We start from the raw sequence: 23,469 nt of genomic DNA on the forward strand, positions 1-23,469 counted from the left end.
CGTTCCTTCTGATTTTGAAGTTATTAGTTATTAGTTAGTTGCTACCAATACCTAATACTTCGGTTACGCGGTTCATGAACGAAGTCGCAGGGCAGCACAAGTTCCCAATTCCCAATTCCCAATTATTAAATTATGTCAAAAATTGGCGTTGCAGTAGTCGGTACCGGTTTTGGTCAAAAAGTACACATTCCCGGATTCCAGGCCCATCACCGGACAGAGGTTGTGGCTGTTTATCACCGGAATTTAGACAAAGCAAAGGATCTCGCCTCTACCCACAATATCCCCTACGCTTGCGACTCGATCGCCGATATAGTAGCCATCCCAGAAGTGGCGGGAGTCAGCATTTCCACACCGCCCTTTTTGCATTATGAAATGGCAAAAACCGTCTTGGAAGCAGGCAAGCATTTATTATTAGAAAAACCCACAGCCCTGACAGCAAATGAAGCCAGGGAACTTTACCGATTGGCAAACAACGAATCTCAAACCGATTTTAAAAATGGTGGTTCGAGAGCAATTGCCACAATGGACTTTGAGTTTCGCTTCATCCCCGCATGGCAAATGCTAGCAGAACTATTGGCAGCAGAATATGTGGGAGAAAAGCGTTTAATTAAGATTGATTGGCTGGTATCGAGCCGCGCTGATGCGAGTCGCCCCTGGAATTGGTACGCGCAAAAAGAGCGAGGCGGCGGAGTTTTGGGCGCGACTGGTTCTCACGTTTTTGATTATATTAGCTGGCTGTTCGGCCCGCCACAGAGGCTTTCTGGGCAATTGATTACAGGAATTTCGCGGCGGCCAGATCCGAATGATTCGGGAAAATTAAAATTAGTTGATGCAGATGATTCTTGCACGTTGATGTTGGAATTAGCTGGGGGAACGCCTTGCCAAGTTTGTTTGAGTTCTGTTACGTATCAAGGGCGGGGACACTGGGTGGAAATATACGGGAGTAAGGGTACGTTGGTGTTGGGAAGCGACAACCAGCAAGATTACGTCCACGGATTTCGCTTGTGGGGTTCCCAAGGTGGAGAACCTTTAGCTGAAATCAAAATTCCTCAAAGATTGGAGTTTCCTCAAGTTTATCCAGACGGGAGAATTGCACCGTTTATTCGAGTAGTAGATAGGTGGGTTGAAGCAATAGATGCAGGTAAATCCTTGATACCGTCCCTCAGAGAAGGGGTTTACTCGCAGTTGTTGATGGATTTGACCCAGGAGTCGAATGCTACGGGGACTTGGGTAGATTTACCGAGTATTGATAAATTTTTGGGCACTAAGTAAAAACTCCCAAAGCAATCTCTCGCACTCGATCGCACCCCAAACCCGATAAACTACAAATAGAGAAACTCAATCCCACCCTATATCAAGAGTCGGTAGTTGTCAGTAACGAGCGGGCTAAAGCCACGCTCGCTTGTAAGAGCGATCGAGCAAGCTGTACTGACCAGCTATCGCCTTAACTGGCTACGTTATTTAGGTCACGACACCCGCTTGATGCGAAGCTAGTCCCTTGCTCTGTCGCTAGTAGTTAAACAGCCTTAAAGTCACTGAGGCAGTGCTGCCAGCCGGCGCAAGCCTCTATAACATTGGCGAAGCTAACATTACCCCGCAAGGGAGATCGAGGCAACCATACCTCACCAGAGGGGCAACCATACCCCTCTACCCCGCAAGGGGATTCAAAGCGATTGAAATCGCCGGGTCGTTTTCCTCTCAGGACTAAAGTCTCTGAGCTTCCCACTTACCGAGCTTTTTTGTGAATGGCGCGCCCTGAAAGTCCTTGCCTCAGTATAGCGATCGCTCGCCTGAGAACCGCTGGGGCAAACCATTTTGCCACTTGGGTTCTACAAGCTCCTTATCCCAGCGGGTACGTTCACCACGACTGTATGTGGCCCGATACCCTCTCCCAATCTTGGAAAGCTTGGCAGGAAATGTTTTCGCCCTCCGGGACAATTCACGAATTGCCCCTAAATCCTGATGGCAGTTTGGTCTCGCCAGAAAACAACCAGAATATACTGGCAGAAACTGAACAACGAATACCGACGCCCTCTGTGCCCCTCCACCTCGGTCAAGGGGGGTGGGGCGACAAGGGGGATCAGCATCCGCCTCGGCCACCGGCAAGCTACAGCAGTCGCCTGATGCAGCATTTGGGGATTAATCTTTGGCAGTGGCTGTTTGAAGGGCCGATTCAGGGTAGTCTGCAGGAAAGTAAAGGTATCGCGATCGGGCAAAATCTACCCCTGCGAGTGCGCGTAGACTTGCGCGAACCGTATTTAATTGCTTTACCTTGGGAAATTATGCAGCCTCAAGCTGGTCAACCAGCAATTTCTCTGTCGCAGCAATTGCTTTTTAGCCGCACTACCAGCAATGTTGAACCTTTGCCACCCCTGCATCCTGCGGAGTCGCTCAACATTTTGCTAGTTTTGGGACAAGCAGAACCAGGCGGCGGTGCTAATTCTCAATTTTCCAACAGTAATAACGGTCATTTGCAGTTGGGAGAAGAAGCACTCGCCCTAGCTGGCATTCTGGAAAGTGCTTTTCAAACCGACGACAGCGGCAAATATTTTGACATCAGCGTTCCGACTCGCGTCGATACTCTGATCGAACCTACTGCGGCGGAACTCATTTCTCGGCTGGAAACGCAAACTTACAACATTCTGTTTTACGCCGGCCACGGGATACCGGGCCCCGACGGCGGTTTGCTGTTTTTGGGGCCGGAAACGGCGATTAATGGCACTGAACTGGCTCAAGTATTAGTTCGGTGCCGCGTGACTCTGGCGGTGTTTAATGCCTGCTGGGGAGCTCAGCCGGCGGTGGAGAGGTGGCACTCAACTAACGGCCAGCAACAGGCGATCGCCCGCAGCAGTTTGGCTGAGGTACTGATCCATCACGGGGTGCCTGCGGTGTTGGGGATGCGGGACTCGATCGCCGATCGCGAGGCCCTGAGTTTTATCCAAACTTTTGCCCAAGCTTTGGCCGGACGGATGTCGATCGATCGGGCAGTCGCCGTCGCCAGACAGCAGTTACTGACGCTCTACAAGTTCAATCAACCGGCTTGGACGCTGCCTGTGCTGTATATGCACCCTGAGTTTGACGGTCAGCTAACTGAGCCGGTAGATGACCTGAAAACTGAGTTGCCTTTAAATTCTTCTACTTGGCTGGGACGGTTGCCGTCTTGTGCTTATTTGCGGGGGCGCGATCGACCCAATGGCAAATCCACCGACTCGAGCAATCAGGTTTGGCCCATTCGCGCAGGTATGGTTCGAGTCGGACGCTGGGAAGAAAACGACGTAGTGATTCGAGAACAGTGGGTTTCTCAAAAACACGCCGAGATTTTCTGCCGAAACACGATCGGAGATAGCCGGGAAGAACCTAGCTACTTCCTGCGCGATTTTTCTCGCTACGGGACTCTAGTTTTGGGCTCTGAGGGATGGCAGAGAGTTCACCACCAAGAATTGCTGCTACGCAGCGGGACTCAGCTAAAATTTGGCAGTTCTCAAGGTCAGATTTTTGAGTTCACTATTGAGGTTCCTAAAACTTCGGGCTACAGTGAGACTGATTGCGGAACGAATTAAGGTGCGGGTGTAGCTAATGAAGACAAGCGGCGAGTAGCACAGCAAAGTTCTAGGCGTTAAGTCTCCAGTCTGAATTTAAGAGAGTTACTCACCACTGATAGCTCGGCACTAGCTCTTGGCACAGTCCCCCCTCTGTCTTTTCCTTTTCCCACTTAGGTATTACATCATGGCTACCCAATCTACTGATTCTGAATATTTTCGCGATTCTCAAACTCAGGCCCAGATGGAACTTCTCGCCACAATTGTTCAGACTGATGTTGCTTACCCCTGGAATCCTGCACAGCTTGAATCGGAATCTTATTTAACTGCCCTAGAGCAGGAATTTGCGCTATCTGATTCATTCAGCGACAGCGATATTGCCCTGAAGTCCCAAGTTTTATTCTCGCAATTAGAACAAGTTTGGCTGACGACTTCTCTGCAAAAGTCTTTGCGCGAGAAATTTGCTCGCGTTCCTCAAGATTTTCTGGCCAGCATCGCTCAAAGCGTGCAAAACGCCACTGTTAAGTATCAATCTTTAGCTGACCAAATGGTAGAGTGCGTCTTAGATATTTTGCCTCAGTGGGCTGAGGAAGATTTGCAGGTGTTGGCACGTCCTTTGGCTTATGCCATGCGAGATGTGGATTCGGAAGGGGGAGAATTAGTGATGGCTACTAAAAGACCTTGGGCCCAATTGTCGGAAATAGAACAAGCCAGAGTTAGTTTGGCTGTCGCCCGCTATGCAATCTCGCAATTAGAAATTGCTGATTAGTTTTTGGATGGCTAAATTTTTGTGCTGCGATCGCGGTAATTTTTTTAAATTAATATAAAATTAATCTACCTTTAGTTAGATGTCAAATTCGGCTAATTGTTAAATCCTAGGGATTGCTATAGTTTGATATAGCAATCCTATTTGATTTGTAGAGTAGCACCAATCCGTAGTATTTCGGCGTAATCCGAGGTATTGCAGCTACTCCAGACCACTCAAAGCGAGTAATCGTTATCTCTAAGCGTTTAAGTTCACACCTTGGGATTCGCTAGTTCCAAGCTCTGTAAGTAGATTGTTAAACATCCGAGATTGGTTAGAGGAAGTGCAATCTGCATAGTACCGAGAAGATAACAGGGTTGAAGCAAACTTTACTTTTAGGAAGCAACGCCAAAATGTTGAAACCCAATTTCGTTTTTGTAATTGATGCCAACAAGAAACCGCTGACACCATGTAAGCCTTCTATGGCGAGACGTTTATTATCGATGGGTAGAGCGTCTGTTTTTAGAAGATATCCGTTCAGCATCATTCTCAAAAAAGAGGTTGCAGATATTCCTAAACCCGTCACAATTAAACTAGACCCCGGTTCTAAAACCACAGGGATTGCTCTTGTTCAAAACGACAAAGTAATCTTTGGTGCTGAGTTGACTCATCGCGGTCAAGCCATCAAAGCATCTTTAGAATCCCGTCGTTCTCTACGTCGGGGGAGGCGTTATCGTCACACTCGCTATCGGCAAGCACGGTTTCTCAATCGCACCCGCCCTTCAGGTTGGTTGCCTCCAAGTTTGCAGCATCGCGTAGAAACTACTTTGACATGGGTGAATAAATTAATCAAATTTGCACCCATCAGTGAGATCGTTCAGGAGCTTGTCAGATTTGATTTACAACAACTTGAAAACCCAGAAATCTCAGGCATTCAGTATCAGCAAGGCATTTTATGTGGGTACGAAATCCGCGAGTATTTATTGAATAAATGGAACAGGAAATGCGCTTACTGCGACGTGACTGACACACCATTGCAAGTCGAACACATCCAGCCCAAAGCAAAAGGTGGCACAAATCGGATCTCCAATCTGTGCCTGGCTTGCGAGAAATGCAATCTCAAAAAAGGGACTCAGGATATTAGCGTTTTCTTAGCCAAAAAGCCAGATGTTCTGCGATCGGTTCTAGCTCAAGCAAAACGCCCATTAAAAGACGCGGCGGCTGTCAACTCAACCCGATGGGCATTGTTCAACCGACTCAAAGAAGCGGGTATTCCTGTCTCCACAGGTTCGGGTGGTCTGACCAAATACAACCGCACTCGATTAAGCCTGCCTAAAACTCACTGGTTAGATGCGGCTTGTGTGGGTCAGATTGATTCCTTGGAGATGCTCGCCTTACAGCCCTTGCTGATTAAATCAACAGGACAAGGGAATCGACAGTCCACTAGAAACGATAAATACGGTTTTCCTTGTGCCAAGCCTAGACAGTCTTTTACTCATTGTAGGACTGGTGATATTGTTGCCATTCAGCTTCTAGAAGACCGCAAGCGATTCCAATCAGGACTTTACGTTGGACGGGTCAAGACTCCAACAGATAAAGGTGTTGAGATTAAGATCGGTAATTTTAGACTAAGTACAAAAGATATGAGCAACGTCAAATTCTTGCACAAACAAGATGGCTATCAATATGCGTCAATCAACTCCGCTTTACTCCAATAAAGGCGTTTCTAGTAATTAGACAAGATATAGCCTTTCTCTGTAACATGAGGTGCACGCTTGATAAGCGGGCATAGGCCTCCGTGGGCATAGGCCTCCGTGGGCATACCTCACCAAGATTGAGAACTGGTGTAATTTTTTTTGAACTATAGCAAGCGCGCCCGACGTTTATGACTGAGATGTGGCAGAATTTTTAGTAAGATTTTTATGGGCGGCGTCGCAGAAACGGCCCCCAAGAAATATTTTTTATTATGGAACAGGCCGGAAAGCCTGTTACGGACATTGCTGAAATCCTTGCCGAATATTGCTTCTGACCGAAAGCATCCAGGATACAAGCCCCCCAATTTATCCGGGGGGTCAATGCTTCAATTCTTTAATCTAAAATCTAAAATCTAAAATCGATTGACTTCTCTCCTCGGTAACTAAAGCCTTCTTCCTTCTTCCTTCTGCTATATTTGGCCAGGTTTGGACTCGCTTAGCAGTTTGGCAACAGCAAGCAAGATGAATTATCATACAAGGGTCAGAATGTTAAAAAATGTAAAAATAGTAATTGGGGAGTGTCGGAATTTTCAACTGAAGTAAAAAGTGGACAGCAGGAAACCCTTACTGTGGCATGCACGATCGGGACTTTAAAATTATTTTATGACAACTTCAAGATTTGATTTTCAAGACTTGAAACGCCGCTTTGGGCGGATTTCGCGGGTGCAGACGGCAACGCTAGTCGTGTTGGGGGTGGTTGCTTTCGCAGGTGCGATCGCCGCAGCCTGGTTTGGCAGTGAAGGTACAGTCAGCGGTATTTTTGCCACAATTAACATTTGGCAGCAAAACCCGCCTGTGTGGCTGCAAGTGCCTGCTACGAGCAAGATGTATTTGTTACTGCCGACTTTTATGCTGGTTTCGACCGCTTTAGCTGCAATTAAAATTTCGCCTCAACCGCAGAAATGGTCGCGCGCTGTGGTAGTTGCAATAGTTCTGGCTTTAACGATTCGCTACGTTTTATGGCGATCGCTCGCTACTCTAAATTTAACCGATCCCCTCAACGGTATCTTTAGTTTGGGGCTGTTTTTCCTAGAAATGTTACTGGTTTTTAACAGCAGTATTCAATTGTATTTAATGCTGAGAATGAAAGACCGGCGTCGAGAAGCCGATCGCATGGCAGTTGCAGTGGAAGCTGGAAACTTCACCCCGCCCGTAGATATTTTTATCCCAACTTACAACGAACCGGCTTTCATTTTACGGCGCAGTGTAATCGGCTGTCAAGCCTTAGATTATCCCAACAAAAAAGTATATTTGCTCGACGATACCAAGCGGCCTGAAATCAAGTTGCTGGCAAAAGAACTGGGATGCGAGTATATAACCAGACCCGATAATATTCACGCCAAAGCTGGAAACATCAATCATGCCACAGCCCTAACAAATGGAGAACTAATTGTAGTTTTCGATGCAGATTTTATTCCCACTAAAAACTTTTTAACTCGCACAGTTGGATTTTTTCAAAATCCCGAGATCGCCCTCGTTCAAACACCGCAAAGCTTTTACAATCACGACCCCATCTCCCGGAATTTAGGTTTAGAAAATGTGCTCGCGCCGGAAGAAGAAATCTTTTATCGGCAAATTGAAATCATCAAAGACAGCGCCGACAGCGTAGTTTGTTGCGGTACATCTTTTGTTGTGAGGCGAAGTGCTTTAGAAGCAGCGGGAGGCTTGGTCACAGATTCAATCTGCGAAGATTATTTTACCGGAATTCGGCTGTCAGCAACCGGATATCGCTTAGTTTATTTAGATGAAAAATTGAGTGCTGGTTTGGCGGCTGAAAGTATAGAGGCTCATCTAAATCAAAGGCTACGCTGGGCGCGAGGCACGCTTCAGGCATTTTTTATTGATTCCAATCCTTTAACAATTCGCGGTCTCAGATTCGTACAAAGGCTGTCTCATTTGGAAGGATTGTTGCACTGGTTTACCAGTTTAACCAAGGTTTTATATCTGTTGATACCTTTAGCTTATTCATTTTTTGGCATAATTCCTTTGCGGGCAAGTGCGCGGGAATTGCTGTACTTTTTCCTGCCTTACTATTTGGTGCAACTGACTGTGTTTTCTTGGCTGAACCGCAGATCGGGATCGGCTTTGCTTTCGGATATTTATTCGTTCGTCCAGTGTATTCCTTTAGCGGTGACGGTGGTGAGTTCCATGCTGAATCCGTTTGGGAAAGGGTTTCAGGTGACGCCAAAAGGAATGGCGAGCGATCGCTTTCGTTTTAATTGGAATTTGGGATGGCCTTTGATTGTCTTGTTCGCAGCTACAGCAGTCAGTTTGTGGCACAATTTCAACATTAATTTAGTTAAAAATGTTGGCACCGTACAGTCAATATCAGAAAGTGCAGATTTGTCAAAAAGCCTGGGTTGGGGATGGATTTGGAGCGCGTACAACCTGCTGATGCTGGGGATTGCCTTGCTGATTTTGGTGGATATTCCTAAGCCGGACATTTACGAATGGTTCAATTTACGCAGGGTTGTACAACTGAATATTGGCGGTCAAAGTTTTTGGGGTGTAACCACTGTAATTTCGGAAAGTGGCGCGGAAGTTGCTTTGACACAGTGGCCAAGTTTTGCGGTGAAAAATAAAGGCAGTAAAGAGAGTTTTACAGCAGCAGACATTTTGCCAAAATATGCCGTTCCGACAACTTTATCCCAGGGTAAAATAAAAGCGCTCCCTCGCAGTGCGACAGTCAAAGCAAGGAGATATGTAGGGCCGTCTGTTGTTGAGTTTGGCACTGAGCGTCCTTTGGCAAAAGGTTTGATTGATTGCGATTCGGCGACTTTGGAAATTATGGAAGAGAACTGTTTTATTCCGGTGGCTAAGATTGAGTTGGTGAGCGATAAATCTCAGTGGGAGTCGAGTTTTCGGGATGAAAAAAAGTGCTGTTTTGCGGAATTTCCCACTGTGCGAATTGCGTTCGATCGCCTGAACATTAGCCAGCACCGCTGTTTGATCGAAATGCTGTACTGTCGCCCGGGCCAGTGGCAGCGCCAGGAAACTCCCGGAGAATGGCGATCGTTGTGGCTGTTGTTGAGAATTGCTTTGAAACCGAGGGCTGTTTTTGAGAGGAATAGGGCAGTTAGGGCGATCGCAGTTTCGCAACTTTAGATCGAGTTTCCATCCCGCGCGGCTTGCACCAAACCTTTATCGCGCTAACAAAAAATCCCATCAAGCTGCCCCCGCCAAGGAAGAATGGTAGATTTTATAGCAACCGCCAAGACGGTTAGGACTTGTTAGGAATGAGAATTAAATAACTTAGAATTTTGATGGTTCTTGTGGGATGGGCGTCCCGCCCGTCCAGAAAGGGCGGGCGGGACGCCCAACTCACAAACTTGTGTAAATTATTTAATTCGCGATCCTTAATGGCTGACACGATTGATTTTATTGCTTCTTCCTTCTTCCTTCTGCTAAGCTGTTGCGCGTTTAAATTGCATATTCGGGACGGGCTCGCGTGCCCATCCCACAATAATTTGAGTGATTTTTGACACACAATTTAAATGGAGAACAGCTTATACATAGACAAATGACCAGAACTTGTTTTTTAATTAATCGGCACAAATTCGTAACCGTAACTGGTGCGATTTCCGGGTTTAACAGTTACTAATTGAACTGCGCGATTACGATCGCCCGAAGGTAAAAACCGAATCGGGCCGGATGCTCCATTTGCCGAAAAATCTGACGCCGATAACGCTTGTTGAATGCCTGTACGAGTCGGATTGCGCTCTAAACCGGCAATTAACGCGATCGTCGCATCGTAGGCTAAAGCTGTGCGCCAACTTACTTCAGCATTCCAAAGTTGTTTGGATGTTTGGGGAAAGTTGGACTGCGGATCTGCGAGAATGTGCCAAGGAACAGCCAGCACCATATCTGTTGCTCCTGCGCCACCTATTTGCAGTGTTTTAGCAGTATAAGCACCGTCTCCCGCTAGTAATGGCAGCCGTTTGGCGTTTACTTGCACTACTTGCAAAGCTTGGTCGATCGTGGTTGAATCGGATGCTAACAGAATCACTTCTGCTCCTTGGGCGATCGCACTTTTAACACTATCAGCGGCATTAAAATTGCCCTTAGCAAAGTCAAATTCTGATACTATTTGTCCGCCATCTCCGTAAACTGCAGTAGTGAATTCATCTTTTAAAGATTTGCTGTAACTGCTGGCAGAATTAAAAAATACAGCAGCTTTTTGCTTTTGCAATTTTCCCACCATATAGCGCGAAAGAGCATTAGCCGCAAACCGATCGCTCGGCACAGTCCGAAATGTATTTTTGGCAGATCCTGAGAGCTGCACTGACGTACTTGTTGGAGAAATTGCTACTAATTGTTTTTGCTGGTAAATCTTGCTAGCTGCTAGCGTTGTATCTGAACCAAAATGCCCAATTACTCCTATAATCTCCGAATTATTTGCTAAAGCAGTAGCAATTTGGGCAGCCATTTCTTGGTTGTTGTCATCCTTAGCAATTAGCACTTTTAATGGAGTCCCGCTAACGCCGCCTCTTTGGTTGATTTCATTTTGAGCTTGAGCTACGCCCCGCAGAATTTCTAGAGCCGCATTGATATCGCCTCCAATGGGAACTGCGGCGGCAATTGTGTAGGATTTCCGATCGCCGATGCGGGCGTTGTTGAGGTAAATTAAGGCTTCGGGATCGTTGCGATTGGTTTTCAGCGAAGCTTGTAAGTCGGAAATAGCTGCGTTATAGTTGCCAGATGCGATCGCCTGTACTGCTGCTTGTTTAGTTGTTGTGGCTTGCTCTGGAATTAACACTTTTTGTCCGGCACTCAGACGCTGCTCAATTGCCTGATCTGACTGCGACGAATTAGTCGGAGGCTTGGGAAATGTCGGATTTTGGGGTGATAAACCCCCGACATTGATGCCGCCTCGGCTTGTCAGCCACCAAATACCTGCACCGGCTAGTCCGATCGTAATTAGGAGGGATAAGATGAGAACAGCAGTTTCATTTTTTTGTGACATAATTTTACATTTTTAGATTTTTGAAATAACGAAGTCATTAGTCATTGTCATTAGTTATTAGGAGCAAGTAAAAAACCTTGATCGAGGAGAAAAAGTGATTTTAACTTGGCGATCCCGAATTGATGTATGGTGCGTCAGATAGGGTAATTTTATCTATCAATTGATGCTTTCGGAGCTGAGGCACCATGCAAGCCTAAAATCCAGTAGTCACTACTCCCTTATTATATGCGATCGCCCGGACATGATATAATTCAGTAACATTGGCCTAGTAAAAATAGCGCTCGCACTGTTTAGTCTGAATGCCTTCAAGGTGGTTCCACCAGAAAAGTGCAGGAATTTTTATAAGTTACCGATTCAAAGATTAGTGAACCCTACCCTGCAAGAGCGCCACTTCCTCCATTCCCAATTTAGTTAAGCAGGCAAGAAATGATAACTGGTGGATTAGATAAAACGCTGAGTGTTGGAACTGAATTATACAATCTAAGGTGAGTAAACCTGAGAACTACCTTGAATAACACCTAGGGGGTAACTCTTCATTCCTGTATTTAGTTACAAATTTTTACGTTAAAGTTGGGTATATATCATAAACCTTTAAAAAAAAGCTTTTCTTAATGATATCTTTATTTTTCTCCGCGAGTGGCAGTGGGAGGGAGGCTGTAACAGCAAAGGGTTGGGTAAAATAATTAAAGTTTGTTGAAATTTATAAAAATAGCTGCAATACTTTGTAATGTAAAGAGGAAAGTTGAAAAATATCTAAAGACAAACTAATTGGATTGCGATGTCGCTAAGGTAGTATATATGACGGTTTGTCACCGAAAAAGAGTGTTAAGCTCAGCTAAGCTCAGCAAAAGTAAAAGCTCGCTATTTCATTAAGTTCGATCGATAACAAAGGCTAAGGTAAAGTTCATGGCAAACTCAGTTTTAAATCAGCCAAAAGCAGCAGGAGTGCAGTGGCAGCCAAAAGATATTATCCGCGGCTTAGTGTGGAAAATTGCGATCGCAACCTGGCTGTTAATGGCAGTAGGCAGCGCCACGCGAGTCATGAATGCGGGGCTCGCTTGCCCCGACTGGCCGCTGTGCTACGGTCAATTAATACCTGCAGCGCAAATGAATTTGCAGGTATTTCTGGAATGGTTTCACCGATTGGACGCAGCAGCGATTGGCCTGAGCGCGATCGCACTTTTAGGACTATCTTTGTTTTACCGCAGCCGCCTGCCAAAATGGCTGCCTTGGGCGAGCGCCGGAGCACTATTTTTAATCGTTTTTCAAGGCGTATTGGGCGGCTTGACAGTAACACAACTGCTGAGATTTGACATCGTTACCGCTCACTTGGGAACAGCTTTACTATTTTTTGGCGCCCTGCTAGTCATCGGTTTCATGCTGACTCCCTACCAAGCTACAGGAAATGTCGGCAAATTAGCTTGGGTAAGTTCGATCGCAGCATTGTTAGTTTACCTGCAAAGTTTGCTAGGAGCATTAGTAGGCTCTAGATGGGCACTGCACCAATGTTTGGACTCCTCAGAATTGTGCTCGGTAATGAACAGCCACATCGCCGGTATCGTACCAGCTACAGCAGCGACTTTAGCAGTAGCAGTCATGGCTTGGCGGCAGCCTGCACTGAGTCCAAATTTGCGAAAACTGGCTAACTGGGCGAGTGTTTGCCTAATGGCTCAATTAGTTCTGGGATTAGCAACATTCCGGCTGCACCTTCAGGTAGAACCGCTGACAGTCGCCCACCAAGCAGTCGGTGCTGCTTTGCTGGGAACCCTGATAGCTTTTAGTGTTTTAGCTTGGCGCGATCGAGTTTTATCAGCTTGAGAGTAATATTATGTCCGGTAGCATCGTTATTATTATAATCCAAGGTCTTGTAGGGGCGGGTTCACCATCATTCTCGATAAAAGCCAACAGTTTCCTAAACCCGCCCCGCCCAGACAAGCACCAATCAACCGGACACTCTCTAAAACGCAGATTTATCTATTCCTTGAGTAAGAGAGGGCTGATTTATCTCTCGTCGGTGGGGGCGGGTTTATTAATCCTTTTAGCTACGGCAGATATCTCTCGTAAAACCCGCCCCTACGAACCAATGACAACTAACTGACAACTGAAAACTAACAACTAATAACCGATGCAAGAAGTTCTTACAAACAATAGCCCCCGTCTCCACGAAAACTTTTCGCAAGTCGTGAAAAGTTACTATCAACTAACAAAACCCAGAATTATTTTACTGCTGCTAATCACGACATCAGCAGGAATGTGGATGGCGGCAAAAGGAGAAGTAGACCCGCTATTACTGGTATCAACTATTACTGGAGGCGCTTTAGCTTCTGCGTCGGCGAATACGATTAATTGTGTTTACGACAGCGACATCGATTATATTATGGAGCGCACCCGGTGGCGGCCGATTCCTTCGGGGCGTGTCAAGAAGCGGGATGCTTTGATATTTGCGATCGCCCTAGCTACAATATCCTTTACATTGCTCACAGTTGTTGCCAACTTATTAGCCGCATTGCTAGCAATGTCAGGCATCCTTTTCTATGTCCTAATTTACACCCACTGGCTGAAGCGTCACAGCGTGCAAAACATCGTCATCGGCGGTGCAGCAGGGGCGATTCCGCCGCTAGTTGGGTGGGCTGCGGTGACAGGAGATTTGAGTTGGGGTGCGTGGCTGCTGTTTGGGATAATATTCCTGTGGACACCGCCGCATTTTTGGGCATTAGCAATGATGATTCGCGATGAATACAAGGAAGTAGGCGTGCCCATGTTACCTGTAATTGAGGGCGACGAAGAGACAGCCCGCCAAATTTGGATTTACACGCTATTGATGATTCCTGCAACTTTGCTGCTAGTTTATCCCCTGAATTTAGCCGGCGCGGTGTATGCGGGAACAGCTATTTTCCTCGGTGCTATTTTTGCCCAAAAAGCTTGGTTGCTGTTGCAGACTCCAGAGGATAAGATTGTTGCGCGATCGCTCTTCAAATACTCTATTCTGTACCTGATGCTATTGTGCGCTGGAATAGTCGTTGACAGTTTGCCTGTGACTCATAATTTGACTACTGCTCTTGTACAAAATGTGCAAACTTTGATGAGTGCAGTTGTGATGTAGTAATTAGTTAAATTGCCATGATTAAAATGAAGCCCGCATCTTGCGGGTTTTGTTTATGGTAAAATAGCAATAGTCATTCTTCCATCTGCGTAAATGTGCGTAAATCTGCTTTAATCTGCGGTAAAAAAAAGAGCGAAAGAACATGACAGAAACCATTTAGCTAAATATAAAATCACATTCCAGCTACTTTGAGCATCTTGAATAAATATACTAAGTGTAAAATTAAAGTAGGAGGAAAGTTCTGATGGCTGAGAATACTGTGAAAGTAGACATCTCATTTCAATCACTGCTGGAAGCTATTTCGTCACTGGGAATTGCTGAAAGATACAAGATATGGGAATTTTTGGAAGCTGAATTATTCCCGGATGAGGACGATTATCCAGAAGATATTGCCGAAATTGAAGCGGCCCGTGCTGATTACAAAGCTGGAGATTACACAACTTTCGATCGATATATGGCCGGGCGGGCAAATAAATCGACATGACTTAAACTATCCTTACCCCTAAAGCTGTACAAAAGCAGCTAGATGCCCTGCCCAATGATGTCTACGATCGTATCGCTGTCAAGATTTTGCAACTTGCCGAAAACCCGCGCCCAGATGGGGTGGTCAAGCTCAAAGGTGCTGACAATGAGTACCGTATTCGGATCGGTGATTATCGCGTTCGTTATGAAATCGGCGATGAAGAACTAATCATTCTCCTATTACAATGCAAACATCGGAAAGATGTTTACAAAGCATGATGTTTCTTCACCTACTATCTCACTCATGCTTCTTTACCAAAGTTGCTGTACAAAGCTTCAAGACGCTTGGCTTCTGCTGCTTGATGGAGCAAATCAGTTTCAATTTCTGCGGTGTTGGCATGATAGTAAGTTAATGCGGCGTAGACTTCGGCGAGGGTGAGATGAGAAATGCGATCGCAAATCTCTTCAGCATTCAATCCTCGCTTGTACCAGGTTACAATCCGGCGAACGGTAACACCTTTACCGAGGATGTGGGGACATCCACCGTGCAGTTCGGGAGTGCGTGTAATGAGCGTACCAATGTCAATAGATACTGCTGTGGTCATAAACTATGGAAGTTTGAAGGGACTGATCTCTATTACAGCATAGCGATCGCAGAATTATATCGCGGTGTGAATTTCGATCGATAAATGAAGTAAGCTAGAGATACAGGTTTCAAACAAAATCATGACTGAACTCCTTCAACAGGCGATCGCCCAAATCCAAAAACTCCCACCCGATCGGCAAGATGCGATCGCGGCTCGGTTTTTGGCAGAGTTGCAGGACGAGCAAAAATGGGAAACTCGTTTTGCTGACACGACAGACGATCAATGGGATCAGATGGCTGCAATGGTACGTCAAGAAATTGCGGGAGGAGAAACGGTTCCACTTGATGAGGTTTTCCCAACACAAAAATGAAATCAAGTGTTACAAAGTCATTTCGCACGCGGCTAGAGAGTCTTCCTGCATCAGTTCAGGAACAAGCCGATAAAGCTTATGCCCTTTGGCAGGATGATCCTTATCATCCAAGTCTTCAGTTCAAGCGAGTCAGTCAGAAGCAACCGATTTATTCTGCTCGTATCAGTATCAATTATCGTGTTTTAGGTTTATTGGAAGCCGATCGTATTTACTGGTACTGGATTGGTGTACACGACGAGTACGATGAATTGCTGAAACGGATGTAGTTTAAGGCGATCGAATTCGTCAACCCCCCGCTACCGTAAATGGCGATCGCAGAATTATATCGCGGTGTGAGTTTTGGGCGATAAATGAAGTAAGCTAGAGACAAAGGTTTCAAAATAATTGTTAAATTTATTGCAGTAAGCAAGCGATGAGATTGTCCTAATGAGACTATTTTATGATGACACCAAATGTTGAAATTTTGAAAACAGAGTTCCGTGAATTCTGTGTAGATAATTTGGTGGTACGTAACATCAATGATATTTTTACTGCTGCTGGAATTGCACAGGGAAAATCCGAGAAGAATTCAAGTGGAACTCGTAGATCACTTGTTGAAGATTATTATGCTTCCCTAAATTGGGAAAGTATGGAGTCGATCCGAAAGTTTGTGAAAGTTTTAGAAAACACATTACTTATAAGTTGGATTAGTGAGGAGAGGAAACAAGAATTACGCTTGCTTTGTGAAAAGCACGGTTTTACAGTAGACAAGAATGGTTATAGAGTTTACCCTGCCAATCTGGGGGTAGGTAACAACGTTAAGAATTTGATTTTTGCAGCGACTGGACCAAAGCCAGAAATCATCTTCTCTGATTCAGTCAGCAACGATATTGAGATAGTCAAAAATGCGGATTATTGTCTCATATACGATCGTCCAATCAAGTCACACGGTCTTCTTTGGAAGGAGCTTGTTGATTGGTGGAGGGAGAGAGAACAACTAAATAACGAATCAGATAGAGAGGTCGGCCGAAAACTATATTCTCGTTTGGATAAATCATTTAGTTCTCAGCCGGAGAAGTTATTTTGGAGAAGTTATTTTAAGAAGTTTTATGAGTCATTCAACGAGAAACTTCCGGCTCTAGTCCCACAAGTTTATTTGCACTATGACCCGTATACACTTAAGCAGTTGCAAGCTCGGCGTCGCTTGGTGCGCCAAAGAATGGATTTTTTGTTTCTGCTATCAGATCGAATAAGGATAGTAATAGAAATTGACGGGAAGCAGCATTATGCTGAAGAAGATACAGCCAGTCCAAGGCTATATTCTGAAATGGTTGCTGAAGATAGACGGCTAAAGCTATGTGGTTATGAAGTGTATCGATTTGGAGGTTATGAACTTAATAACGAAAGTGAAGCGGAAATAATAGTAGAGCATTTTCTGGTCAACCTATTCAAACGTCACGATCTGATAGCACACGCAACCTAACAACGTTCAAATTCCAACCCAAAGGTGAATGCCATGCAAGCCAAACTTCAAGAACAACTTTCTCCTGCTGATGCCGAAGTTATTTTGGGACGTTTGCCAGAACGAATTAAAGCAGCTCTAATCGCGCGTGCTGCGGAAATTGAATATCCGATCGAAGCGCTGATCGAAATGGCGATCGCCAGTTTTCTCGACACAGAAGCATTAGGTTTCGTAGATTGCAAACCAGGACGCGGGCAGTAAAAGCGACAAGAGCTTTAAACCCCCGTTTTAGTTCGGAGATGAAATGCTCTACAGCAGGCGATCATTACTTTAGGCAGACGCAGGAGCCCCGCCAGGAAAGATACATTTTAAAGAATCTGTTGTTTTCATTACACAACCCCTTATTAGAAAAAGAGTTTCAGCGGTGAACTTAATATCTGCAGAGGAACTCAAAGCACTGGTACAACAATCTCCGGGATTGTGCGTATCAATTTATATGCCAGTCGCTCAAGGAACAGAAACTCAACAAAATCCGATTCGGTTCAAAAATTTAATCAGAGAGGCTGAACAAAAAATAGTAGAGTACGGATTTGACAAGAAAGAAGCGGTGGGATTGCTAGAGCCAGTCCGAGCAGAAGCAGCGATAAAATTTCTGCTGATTTGAAAGAAGCTGTTTCGGCTGCTTATTTTGGACGGGTCGATCGACTATTTGTGGCTCTTGGCGTTCATCAGTGGGGTACTTTTAATCCCGATACGAACGCGGTGCAAATCCACCCAGATGCAGAATTGGGCGACGAAGATTTGTTGAATGCCGCAGCAATTCAAACTATTCTCAACGGCGGAACTGTTTACGCGATGCCGCCGGAACAAGTGCCGGACGAGGCACCTTTAGCTGCTATTTTTCGCTATTAATTCACGAGGTTTAAACCAATGGAATCTACTTCAATGACAAATTCTGACAAACAAAACCAAAGTAGCAGCGGCGATACCGAACGCTGGGCATCTTTAATTGGTGGCGGGGCGCTGGTGCTTTTTGGTTTGTCGCAGCGTTCTTTGAGAGGTGCTTTGCTGGCGGTTGCGGGTGGTGGTTTAGCGGCGCGCGGTCTGGGGGTTGTGGAGGGTTTGCAGTCGGCCGCAGATCCGAATCAAAGCATTAAAGTTGAAAAGACGGTGACGATCGACAAACCGGCGGATGAATTGTACCGTTTATGGCGCAATTTTGAAAACTTGCCTCGGTTTATGAAGCATCTCAAACACGTTACGGTAATCGATGAAACACGTTCTCACTGGATTGCTAGCGCGCCGATGGGCAATAGTGTGGAATGGGATGCAGAGATTGTCCGCGAAGAAGAAAATCGCTTAATTGCTTGGGCGTCTGTGGAAGGGGCTGATGTTGACAATTCGGGTTTTGTGCGCTTTCAAGCGGCACCAGCGGGACGCGGTACTGAGGTAAAAGTTGTCATCGAATACAACCCTCCGGGCGGTGCAATTGGTGCTGGTGCTGCTAAACTATTTGGCGAAGCTCCCGAACAGCAAATTGCAGATGATTTACGTCGCTTTAAGCAGTTGATGGAAGCTGGGGAAATAGCGACTACGGAAGGTCAACCTTCGGGCCGCAAGTAAGTATCGCACTTTTGGTGGTAAGCCCTTGTAGGAACACGGCGACTGTAGGGACTTAGGACAAGCCCATAGGTGTTCAACTTAAGCTTTTTGTCCACCAGTCCTCCCGCCCACACCTTAGTCCGCCAGGGAATGAATTCCCTGTCTCATAGCGAAAGTCCTCTCAAAGAGGACTGAAAAACTCATTAGTCCTCTTTGAGACGACTTTAGCTTTGAGGCAGGGGTTTCAACCCCTGTCGGACTATCGGTTGTACGTTAAGTTGACACCTATGGACTGTTGGAGTTAGTCCGCCAGGGAATGAATTCCCTGTCTCATAGCGAAAGTCCTCTCAAAGAGGACTGAAAAACTCATTAGTCGTCTTCAGACGACTTTAGCTTTGAGGCAGGGGTTTCAACCCCTGTCGGACTGTGGGACTATCGGTTGTACGTTAAGTTGACACCTCTGGACTCTTGGAGTGTCCCTACGACACGAGCGATCGTGCGGGATGTCCTTGAGTACAAAACGTAGAGTTGGTGCTCTCAAGCTATTTGTTGTTTACCGGATTAGCTGATGTCATCTCAAGTGGTTTTCGGAAATGCGGGCGCTGAAGGGGCAAGTCGGGGCGGTTGGTTTGCGGGTCACTTTATGACGCCGGAAGATGACCCGCGATCGACTTCTGTATTAGAGGTAAAATGGGGCACTCACCCCGCCGGAGATTGTAGGACTCAGTGGGCGGTAAATGCACAAGCCACGACGCTTTCTATCCTGGTAAAAGGCCGGTTTCGCCTGCAATTTCCAGAGCAAGAAATCTTGCTGTCTCGCGAAGGAGATTATGCTCTCTGGCGGCCGGGAGTGCCTCATTATTGGTCTGCGGAGGAGGATTCGGTAATCGTGACTGTGCGGTGGCCTTCCCTACCGGGAGATAGTTCTGGAGTTAAGAATTAACTGGAATTTCGGGAACCAAAACGCGGCCGCTATAACCCGCGCGCTGGTAGCGATCGATCGCCTCGGATGCAATAACACCCGCTTTCCCACTCTCCACCAAGGCTACGCAAGCACCGCCAAAACCTCCGCCCGTCAGCCTTGCGCCGAAGACTCCGGGGATTGACTGCAAGATGGCCGCCAGCGTGTCTACTGCCGGCACCGAAACTTCGTAGTCGTCGCGCTGACTGGCGTGGGAAGCATTCATTAACTCGCCAAAACGTTTGGCTGACAAAGATTTTACTGCTTCTAGCACGCGGTTGTTTTCGGTAACGACGTGGCGCGCTCGTCTTCTCAGAGGTTCCGGTAATACTTCGACAGCTTGGGGATCGGTTATATCCCTAAGAGCTTTAACTCCCAATATCCGGGCGGATTCCTCACACTCGGCGCGCCGCTGGTTGTAGCCGCTTCCGGCTGCTAGTTGGTGGCTTTCGCCACTGTCAATTATTAAAATTTCTGTGTTTGCGGGAAAAGGTATCGGGCGGCATTCGAGGCTGCGGGTGTCGATTAATAGCATGGTGTTGGTGTCTGCTAAACTCGACGCCATTTGATCCATGATCCCACAGTTCAAGCCGGCATATCGGATTTCGGCTAGCTGTCCGATTTGAGCTAGGCGCACGTCGTCTATGGGGAGGTTCAGCAGGGCGCGCACTCCTCTGAGGGTTGCTATTTCTAAAGCGGCGCTGCTGGACAAACCGGCTCCGATCGGCACAGTCGAGGTAATGTAGAGATTTATTGGCGGTATTTTGTATCCTTCTTTTTCTAAAAGTCTGAGGCAGCCACAGATATAAGTGACAAATTTTTGCGGTATGGTATCGTCGTCTGAATAATTTATCAGTTCGTCATATTCTGCTGAATAAAAATGGTGGCGATCGTCGCTGCTGAAGCCGATTTGTACTGTGGTGCGCTGGGGAATCGCTGTTGGAAGTACAAATCCATCGTTGTAGTCTGTGTGTTCGCCCAGCAGGTTTACTCTGCCGGGGGCGCTGGCTGTGGTTTTGGGTAATGTACCAAATACTCGTTGGAATTTCATTTTTGGGGAAGTGGTAATTGGTTGTTGGTTATTTGTTATTGGTTATAGCAATCCTAAATCATTTGTAAATTTCTTACTCCCTCCCCTTGATAAGGGGAGGGTTGGGGTGGGGTAAAAAAATTACGACTCCTGCAAAAATTGCTATATTTGTTATTGGTTATTTGGAAAAACAGCTATCCGTGTCTCCGTGACTTACGTGTTGTGCTGTTGGTAATTGGGAAGAAATAAATTTATTTTTTATCGTTTGTCCTTATTATAGTGCCCAAGTTTTTTGGTTAATTCAACCCCTGTTAACAAAAATAAACATGACCGTAGGTTAGGAAAAGATATAGACCTGTGATAGAATGACAGGCTAAGATTTCTCCAAAAATTCAAAAAATGCGATCGACCAGACCCCGGAAACAGTTTGCTCAACATTGGCTCAAAAGCGAGAAAGCCTTAGATAAGATTGTGAAAGCGGCTTCTTTGGATGGCGATCGCGTCCTGGAAATTGGGCCGGGCACGGGGATTTTGACTCGGCGTTTGCTGCCTGCGGCTGAGTCTGTTGTTGCTGTGGAGATCGATCGAGATTTGTGTCTCAAGCTAGCCAAACAACTCGGCAAAACCGACAATTTTTTATTGCTGCAAGGCGACATCCTGGAAATGGACTTAGAGGCTGAACTAACAGCCTTTCCCAAATTCCAAAATCCCAATAAAGTTGTTGCCAATATCCCTTATAATATTACCGGCCCGATTCTGCAAAAACTGCTGGGAACAATCTCTGTTCCTGCTGCTAAACCCTTCGATGCGATCGTGCTGTTAGTGCAGAAAGAAGTGGCCCAAAGGCTTTACGCTAAACCGGGTTCGACAGCTTTTGGCGCGCTGTCGGTGCGGGTGCAGTATTTAGCAGAATGCGAGTTAATTTGCGATGTGCCGTCTAAAGACTTTTTTCCGCCGCCAAAAGTCGATTCTGCCGTGGTGCGGCTGCTTCCCAGACAGATAGAAACTCCGGCGGTTAATCCGCGCTATTTGGAGAATTTAGTTAAGTTGGGATTTGGTAGCAAGCGCAAGATGCTGCGAAATAATTTGAAAGGGGCTGTGGATTTAGATAAACTCGTTCAATTGCTAGAAGAGTTACAGATAAATCCTCAATCTCGCGCTGAAGATTTAAGCGTGGAGCAATGGGTAAAGTTGAGCAATAATCTTATGTGCGAGGTTTGAAGTTCAGGATTGTGTTAGATACCCGAATGCTTAAATAATTCGGATATCGGGGTATTTCTTAAGTATTTTTTGGTCTGAATACTAATAGTTGAATTTAGGTTTTATGGAAATTTTTAAAGGCTTATTGTAGGCTAATCGGAATTTGAATAATAAATTCTGCACCTTTCCCCGGTGCAGAAATACACTGCAATTCGCCTTTATGCCTTATTGTGATAATTTGATAGCCAATAGATAATCCTAATCCCGTGCCTTTGCCTACTGGTTTAGTGGTAAAAAATGGATTGAATAACTGGTTTTTCACCGATTCGATTATTTCTGGCCCGTTGTTGCTAATTCGGATTTCTACCAATTCACTGTCTGAAAGTTGGGTAGAAATTTTGATGAGGCGGCTATCAGCTTCATTGGCTGCAATCGACTCGCTGTGGCTGTCCTCTTCTAAAGCATCAATAGCATTAGCCAGGATATTCATAAACACTTGATTTAGCTGTCCGGGGTAGCACTCGATTCGGGGTAAATTGCCATATTGTTTGATAACTTGAATATTCGCCAAACCGGGCTTAGCATTCAATCTGCTTTGCAAAATCATCAGTGTGCTGTCAATTCCTTCGTGAACATCGGCTAATTTCATATCGGCTTCGTCATGGCGCGAAAAAACTCGCAGCGACTTGACAATACCGAGAATGCGCTCGGCCCCGTTTTTCATAGAAATTAATATTTTTGGTAGATCATAGATAATAAAATCTAAATCTACAGACTGGAGTTTTTCTTTAAGTGTGGGTAAGGGATTCGGATACTGTTTTTGATAGATATTCACCAATTCTAGCAAACTATCGGCATACTCGCGAGCGTGAGTAACATTCGCGTAAATAAAGTTAATCGGATTGTTGATTTCATGAGCAACCCCAGCGACCAATTGCCCTAAAGATGACATTTTTTCGCTAGGAATTAGCTTTGATTGAGCCTGCTTCAATTCAGACAAGGCTTGTTCGAGCTGTTGAGTTTGAGACTTTAACTCTGCGGTGCGTTCCTGAACTCGAATTTCTAATTCTTCTTTAGCTTTTTTTAGTGCAGCTTCGGCTAATTGGCGATCGACAATTTCAGCTTCTAGGAGTCGGTTGGCCAAGGCTAAATGTTGAGCTTGAGTCTTTAACTCTGCGGTGCGTTCCTCAACTCGAATTTCTAATTCTTCTTTAGCTATTTTTAGTGCAGCTTCGGCTAATTGGCGATCGACAATTTCAGCTTCTAGGAGTCTGTTGGCGGATTCTAACTGTGCGGGACTGGGAAGTGCTAGGGCTTGAGGCATTAAGTCTACCAAAAGTATGGCTGTAGCAAAGGAAATAAGGGCAGTAATTGCTTTCATTGTTCCTGAAAGCCAATAGTTGGGATGCCAAAGTGTCCAGAGTTCAAATATGTGAGTGATGCCACAGGCGACGATAAAGGCTCCAAACAGGGCAAAGATCCAATTAAATGGCAAATCTTCGCGTTTGGAAATAAAATAAACCAATGTAATTGGAATCGAAAAATACGCGAGTGCAATGATTGAATCTGAGGTAAGGTGAAGCCAGACTAACGGGGTATGCCAGAGATAGCAGTGGCCGTGAGGAATAAATGGCCCGGAAGTAAAAAAAGTTTTCCACATTTCCTGCATAATATTTCCTTTGAGTTGTGAGAAAATGGACTCTGACTGGTGT

Annotated in this window: 22 protein-coding genes; 18 read left to right on the plus strand and 4 right to left on the minus strand. The window is 45.7% G+C overall.

All coding sequences use genetic code 11. The features are described from left to right. The first annotated feature begins 132 nt into the window (after positions 1 to 132). From QUA88_RS06190 to QUA88_RS06210, 5 genes are all read left to right on the plus strand, one after another. Complete coding sequence (locus QUA88_RS06190) at positions 133 to 1,272, plus strand: Gfo/Idh/MocA family oxidoreductase (RefSeq protein WP_333056700.1); 1,140 nt, start codon at positions 133 to 135, stop codon at positions 1,270 to 1,272. A gap of 473 nt (positions 1,273 to 1,745) precedes the next feature. Continuing rightward, a complete protein-coding gene (locus QUA88_RS06195; protein ID WP_333209773.1) occupies positions 1,746 to 3,560 on the plus strand; it encodes a CHAT domain-containing protein in 1,815 nt (604 codons plus the stop codon). Positions 3,561 to 3,726: 166 nt separating this feature from the next. Beyond that, complete coding sequence (locus tag QUA88_RS06200; RefSeq protein WP_333209775.1) at positions 3,727 to 4,308, plus strand: hypothetical protein; 582 nt, start codon at positions 3,727 to 3,729, stop codon at positions 4,306 to 4,308. A 389-nt stretch (positions 4,309 to 4,697) separates the two neighbouring features. Then, positions 4,698 to 6,002, plus strand: coding sequence for an RNA-guided endonuclease IscB (iscB, locus tag QUA88_RS06205; RefSeq protein ID WP_333209835.1), 1,305 nt, complete (start codon positions 4,698 to 4,700; stop codon positions 6,000 to 6,002). Positions 6,003 to 6,641: 639 nt separating this feature from the next. Further along, positions 6,642 to 9,143, plus strand: a complete 2,502-nt coding sequence (locus tag QUA88_RS06210) for a glycosyltransferase family 2 protein (protein WP_333231417.1) — start codon at positions 6,642 to 6,644, stop codon at positions 9,141 to 9,143. 433 nt (positions 9,144 to 9,576) lie between these two features. On the opposite strand, the gene QUA88_RS06215 is transcribed toward QUA88_RS06210, so the two are convergent. Continuing rightward, positions 9,577 to 11,001 (minus strand): ABC transporter substrate-binding protein, encoded by a 1,425-nt coding sequence (locus QUA88_RS06215; protein WP_333270828.1) that lies wholly within the window; start codon positions 10,999 to 11,001, stop codon positions 9,577 to 9,579. 906 nt (positions 11,002 to 11,907) lie between these two features. On the opposite strand from QUA88_RS06215, the gene QUA88_RS06220 reads away from it, so the two are divergent. The 4 genes from QUA88_RS06220 to QUA88_RS06235 all read left to right on the plus strand — a co-directional run bounded on the left by QUA88_RS06220 (position 11,908) and on the right by QUA88_RS06235 (position 14,845). Next, entirely contained in the window at positions 11,908 to 12,819 is a 912-nt protein-coding gene (locus QUA88_RS06220) for a heme A synthase (RefSeq protein ID WP_333056707.1), read from the plus strand. Positions 12,820 to 13,126: 307 nt separating this feature from the next. Then, entirely contained in the window at positions 13,127 to 14,104 is a 978-nt protein-coding gene (locus QUA88_RS06225) for a heme o synthase (RefSeq protein WP_333270831.1), read from the plus strand. Positions 14,105 to 14,348: 244 nt separating this feature from the next. Next, complete coding sequence (locus QUA88_RS06230) at positions 14,349 to 14,588, plus strand: hypothetical protein (RefSeq protein WP_333056710.1); 240 nt, start codon at positions 14,349 to 14,351, stop codon at positions 14,586 to 14,588. Positions 14,589 to 14,596: 8 nt separating this feature from the next. After that, complete coding sequence (locus QUA88_RS06235; protein WP_333209837.1) at positions 14,597 to 14,845, plus strand: type II toxin-antitoxin system RelE/ParE family toxin; 249 nt, start codon at positions 14,597 to 14,599, stop codon at positions 14,843 to 14,845. A gap of 23 nt (positions 14,846 to 14,868) precedes the next feature. Here the strand turns inward: QUA88_RS06235 and QUA88_RS06240 are convergent, their stop codons facing one another. Then, a complete protein-coding gene (locus tag QUA88_RS06240) occupies positions 14,869 to 15,171 on the minus strand; it encodes a DUF433 domain-containing protein (RefSeq protein ID WP_333056713.1) in 303 nt (100 codons plus the stop codon). A gap of 121 nt (positions 15,172 to 15,292) precedes the next feature. Here QUA88_RS06240 and QUA88_RS06245 point away from each other — a divergent pair, with 121 nt between their 5' ends. From QUA88_RS06245 to QUA88_RS06280, 8 genes are all read left to right on the plus strand, one after another. Beyond that, positions 15,293 to 15,523, plus strand: a complete 231-nt coding sequence (locus QUA88_RS06245) for a hypothetical protein (RefSeq protein WP_293208071.1) — start codon at positions 15,293 to 15,295, stop codon at positions 15,521 to 15,523. After that, positions 15,520 to 15,789, plus strand: coding sequence for a ParE family toxin-like protein (locus tag QUA88_RS06250; RefSeq protein WP_333056714.1), 270 nt, complete (start codon positions 15,520 to 15,522; stop codon positions 15,787 to 15,789). The genes QUA88_RS06245 and QUA88_RS06250 overlap by 4 nt, the downstream gene beginning before the upstream one ends. A gap of 173 nt (positions 15,790 to 15,962) precedes the next feature. After that, the gene (locus tag QUA88_RS06255) at positions 15,963 to 16,985 is read left to right on the plus strand and encodes a DUF559 domain-containing protein (RefSeq protein ID WP_333056715.1); all 1,023 of its coding nucleotides are present in this window, start codon (positions 15,963 to 15,965) and stop codon (positions 16,983 to 16,985) included. 33 nt (positions 16,986 to 17,018) lie between these two features. Continuing rightward, positions 17,019 to 17,225: a hypothetical protein gene (locus QUA88_RS06260; RefSeq protein WP_333056716.1), complete on the plus strand. Its 207-nt coding sequence runs from the start codon at positions 17,019 to 17,021 to the stop codon at positions 17,223 to 17,225. A 163-nt stretch (positions 17,226 to 17,388) separates the two neighbouring features. Beyond that, positions 17,389 to 17,628: a hypothetical protein gene (locus tag QUA88_RS06265; protein ID WP_333056717.1), complete on the plus strand. Its 240-nt coding sequence runs from the start codon at positions 17,389 to 17,391 to the stop codon at positions 17,626 to 17,628. Then, positions 17,625 to 17,876 (plus strand): hypothetical protein, encoded by a 252-nt coding sequence (locus QUA88_RS06270; protein WP_333231423.1) that lies wholly within the window; start codon positions 17,625 to 17,627, stop codon positions 17,874 to 17,876. Before QUA88_RS06265 ends, QUA88_RS06270 begins: the two co-directional genes overlap by 4 nt. 18 nt (positions 17,877 to 17,894) lie before the next feature. Continuing rightward, positions 17,895 to 18,587: an SRPBCC family protein gene (locus QUA88_RS06275; protein WP_333056719.1), complete on the plus strand. Its 693-nt coding sequence runs from the start codon at positions 17,895 to 17,897 to the stop codon at positions 18,585 to 18,587. A 547-nt stretch (positions 18,588 to 19,134) separates the two neighbouring features. Beyond that, the gene (locus QUA88_RS06280) at positions 19,135 to 19,509 is read left to right on the plus strand and encodes a signal peptidase I (protein WP_333209785.1); all 375 of its coding nucleotides are present in this window, start codon (positions 19,135 to 19,137) and stop codon (positions 19,507 to 19,509) included. On the opposite strand, the gene galK is transcribed toward QUA88_RS06280, so the two are convergent. Continuing rightward, on the minus strand, positions 19,499 to 20,578 hold the full coding sequence (gene galK / locus QUA88_RS06285; protein ID WP_333056721.1) for a galactokinase: 1,080 nt from the start codon (positions 20,576 to 20,578) through the stop codon (positions 19,499 to 19,501). The two genes, QUA88_RS06280 and galK, sit on opposite strands and share 11 nt — an antisense overlap. A gap of 378 nt (positions 20,579 to 20,956) precedes the next feature. Between galK and rsmA the strand changes: the two genes are divergently transcribed. Then, positions 20,957 to 21,778 carry a 16S rRNA (adenine(1518)-N(6)/adenine(1519)-N(6))-dimethyltransferase RsmA gene (gene rsmA / locus QUA88_RS06290; protein WP_333209787.1) on the plus strand — a complete coding sequence of 274 codons (822 nt, stop codon included), beginning with the start codon at positions 20,957 to 20,959 and terminating at the stop codon, positions 21,776 to 21,778. Positions 21,779 to 21,899: 121 nt separating this feature from the next. On the opposite strand, the gene QUA88_RS06295 is transcribed toward rsmA, so the two are convergent. After that, entirely contained in the window at positions 21,900 to 23,426 is a 1,527-nt protein-coding gene (locus QUA88_RS06295; protein WP_333270839.1) for an ATP-binding protein, read from the minus strand. Between the last annotated feature and the right edge of the window lie 43 nt (positions 23,427 to 23,469).

This window comes from Microcoleus sp. D3_18_C2 (assembly GCF_036702395.1).
Lineage (GTDB): Bacteria > Cyanobacteriota > Cyanobacteriia > Cyanobacteriales > Microcoleaceae > Microcoleus.

Bases quoted from the DNA above. Each gene is read 5' to 3' on its own strand.
- QUA88_RS06190 (WP_333056700.1), top strand. From the start codon at position 133: ATGTCAAAAATTGGCGTTGCAGTAGTCGGTACCGGTTTTGGTCAAAAA.
- QUA88_RS06195 (WP_333209773.1), top strand. From the start codon at position 1,746: ATGGCGCGCCCTGAAAGTCCTTGCCTCAGTATAGCGATCGCTCGCCTG.
- QUA88_RS06200 (WP_333209775.1), top strand. From the start codon at position 3,727: ATGGCTACCCAATCTACTGATTCTGAATATTTTCGCGATTCTCAAACT.
- iscB (WP_333209835.1), top strand. From the start codon at position 4,698: ATGTTGAAACCCAATTTCGTTTTTGTAATTGATGCCAACAAGAAACCG.
- QUA88_RS06210 (WP_333231417.1), top strand. From the start codon at position 6,642: ATGACAACTTCAAGATTTGATTTTCAAGACTTGAAACGCCGCTTTGGG.
- QUA88_RS06215 (WP_333270828.1), bottom strand. From the start codon at position 11,001: ATGTCACAAAAAAATGAAACTGCTGTTCTCATCTTATCCCTCCTAATT.
- QUA88_RS06220 (WP_333056707.1), top strand. From the start codon at position 11,908: ATGGCAAACTCAGTTTTAAATCAGCCAAAAGCAGCAGGAGTGCAGTGG.
- QUA88_RS06225 (WP_333270831.1), top strand. From the start codon at position 13,127: ATGCAAGAAGTTCTTACAAACAATAGCCCCCGTCTCCACGAAAACTTT.
- QUA88_RS06230 (WP_333056710.1), top strand. From the start codon at position 14,349: ATGGCTGAGAATACTGTGAAAGTAGACATCTCATTTCAATCACTGCTG.
- QUA88_RS06240 (WP_333056713.1), bottom strand. From the start codon at position 15,171: ATGACCACAGCAGTATCTATTGACATTGGTACGCTCATTACACGCACT.
- QUA88_RS06245 (WP_293208071.1), top strand. From the start codon at position 15,293: ATGACTGAACTCCTTCAACAGGCGATCGCCCAAATCCAAAAACTCCCA.
- QUA88_RS06250 (WP_333056714.1), top strand. From the start codon at position 15,520: ATGAAATCAAGTGTTACAAAGTCATTTCGCACGCGGCTAGAGAGTCTT.
- QUA88_RS06255 (WP_333056715.1), top strand. From the start codon at position 15,963: ATGATGACACCAAATGTTGAAATTTTGAAAACAGAGTTCCGTGAATTC.
- QUA88_RS06260 (WP_333056716.1), top strand. From the start codon at position 17,019: ATGCAAGCCAAACTTCAAGAACAACTTTCTCCTGCTGATGCCGAAGTT.
- QUA88_RS06275 (WP_333056719.1), top strand. From the start codon at position 17,895: ATGGAATCTACTTCAATGACAAATTCTGACAAACAAAACCAAAGTAGC.
- QUA88_RS06280 (WP_333209785.1), top strand. From the start codon at position 19,135: ATGTCATCTCAAGTGGTTTTCGGAAATGCGGGCGCTGAAGGGGCAAGT.
- galK (WP_333056721.1), bottom strand. From the start codon at position 20,578: ATGAAATTCCAACGAGTATTTGGTACATTACCCAAAACCACAGCCAGC.
- rsmA (WP_333209787.1), top strand. From the start codon at position 20,957: ATGCGATCGACCAGACCCCGGAAACAGTTTGCTCAACATTGGCTCAAA.
- QUA88_RS06295 (WP_333270839.1), bottom strand. From the start codon at position 23,426: ATGCAGGAAATGTGGAAAACTTTTTTTACTTCCGGGCCATTTATTCCT.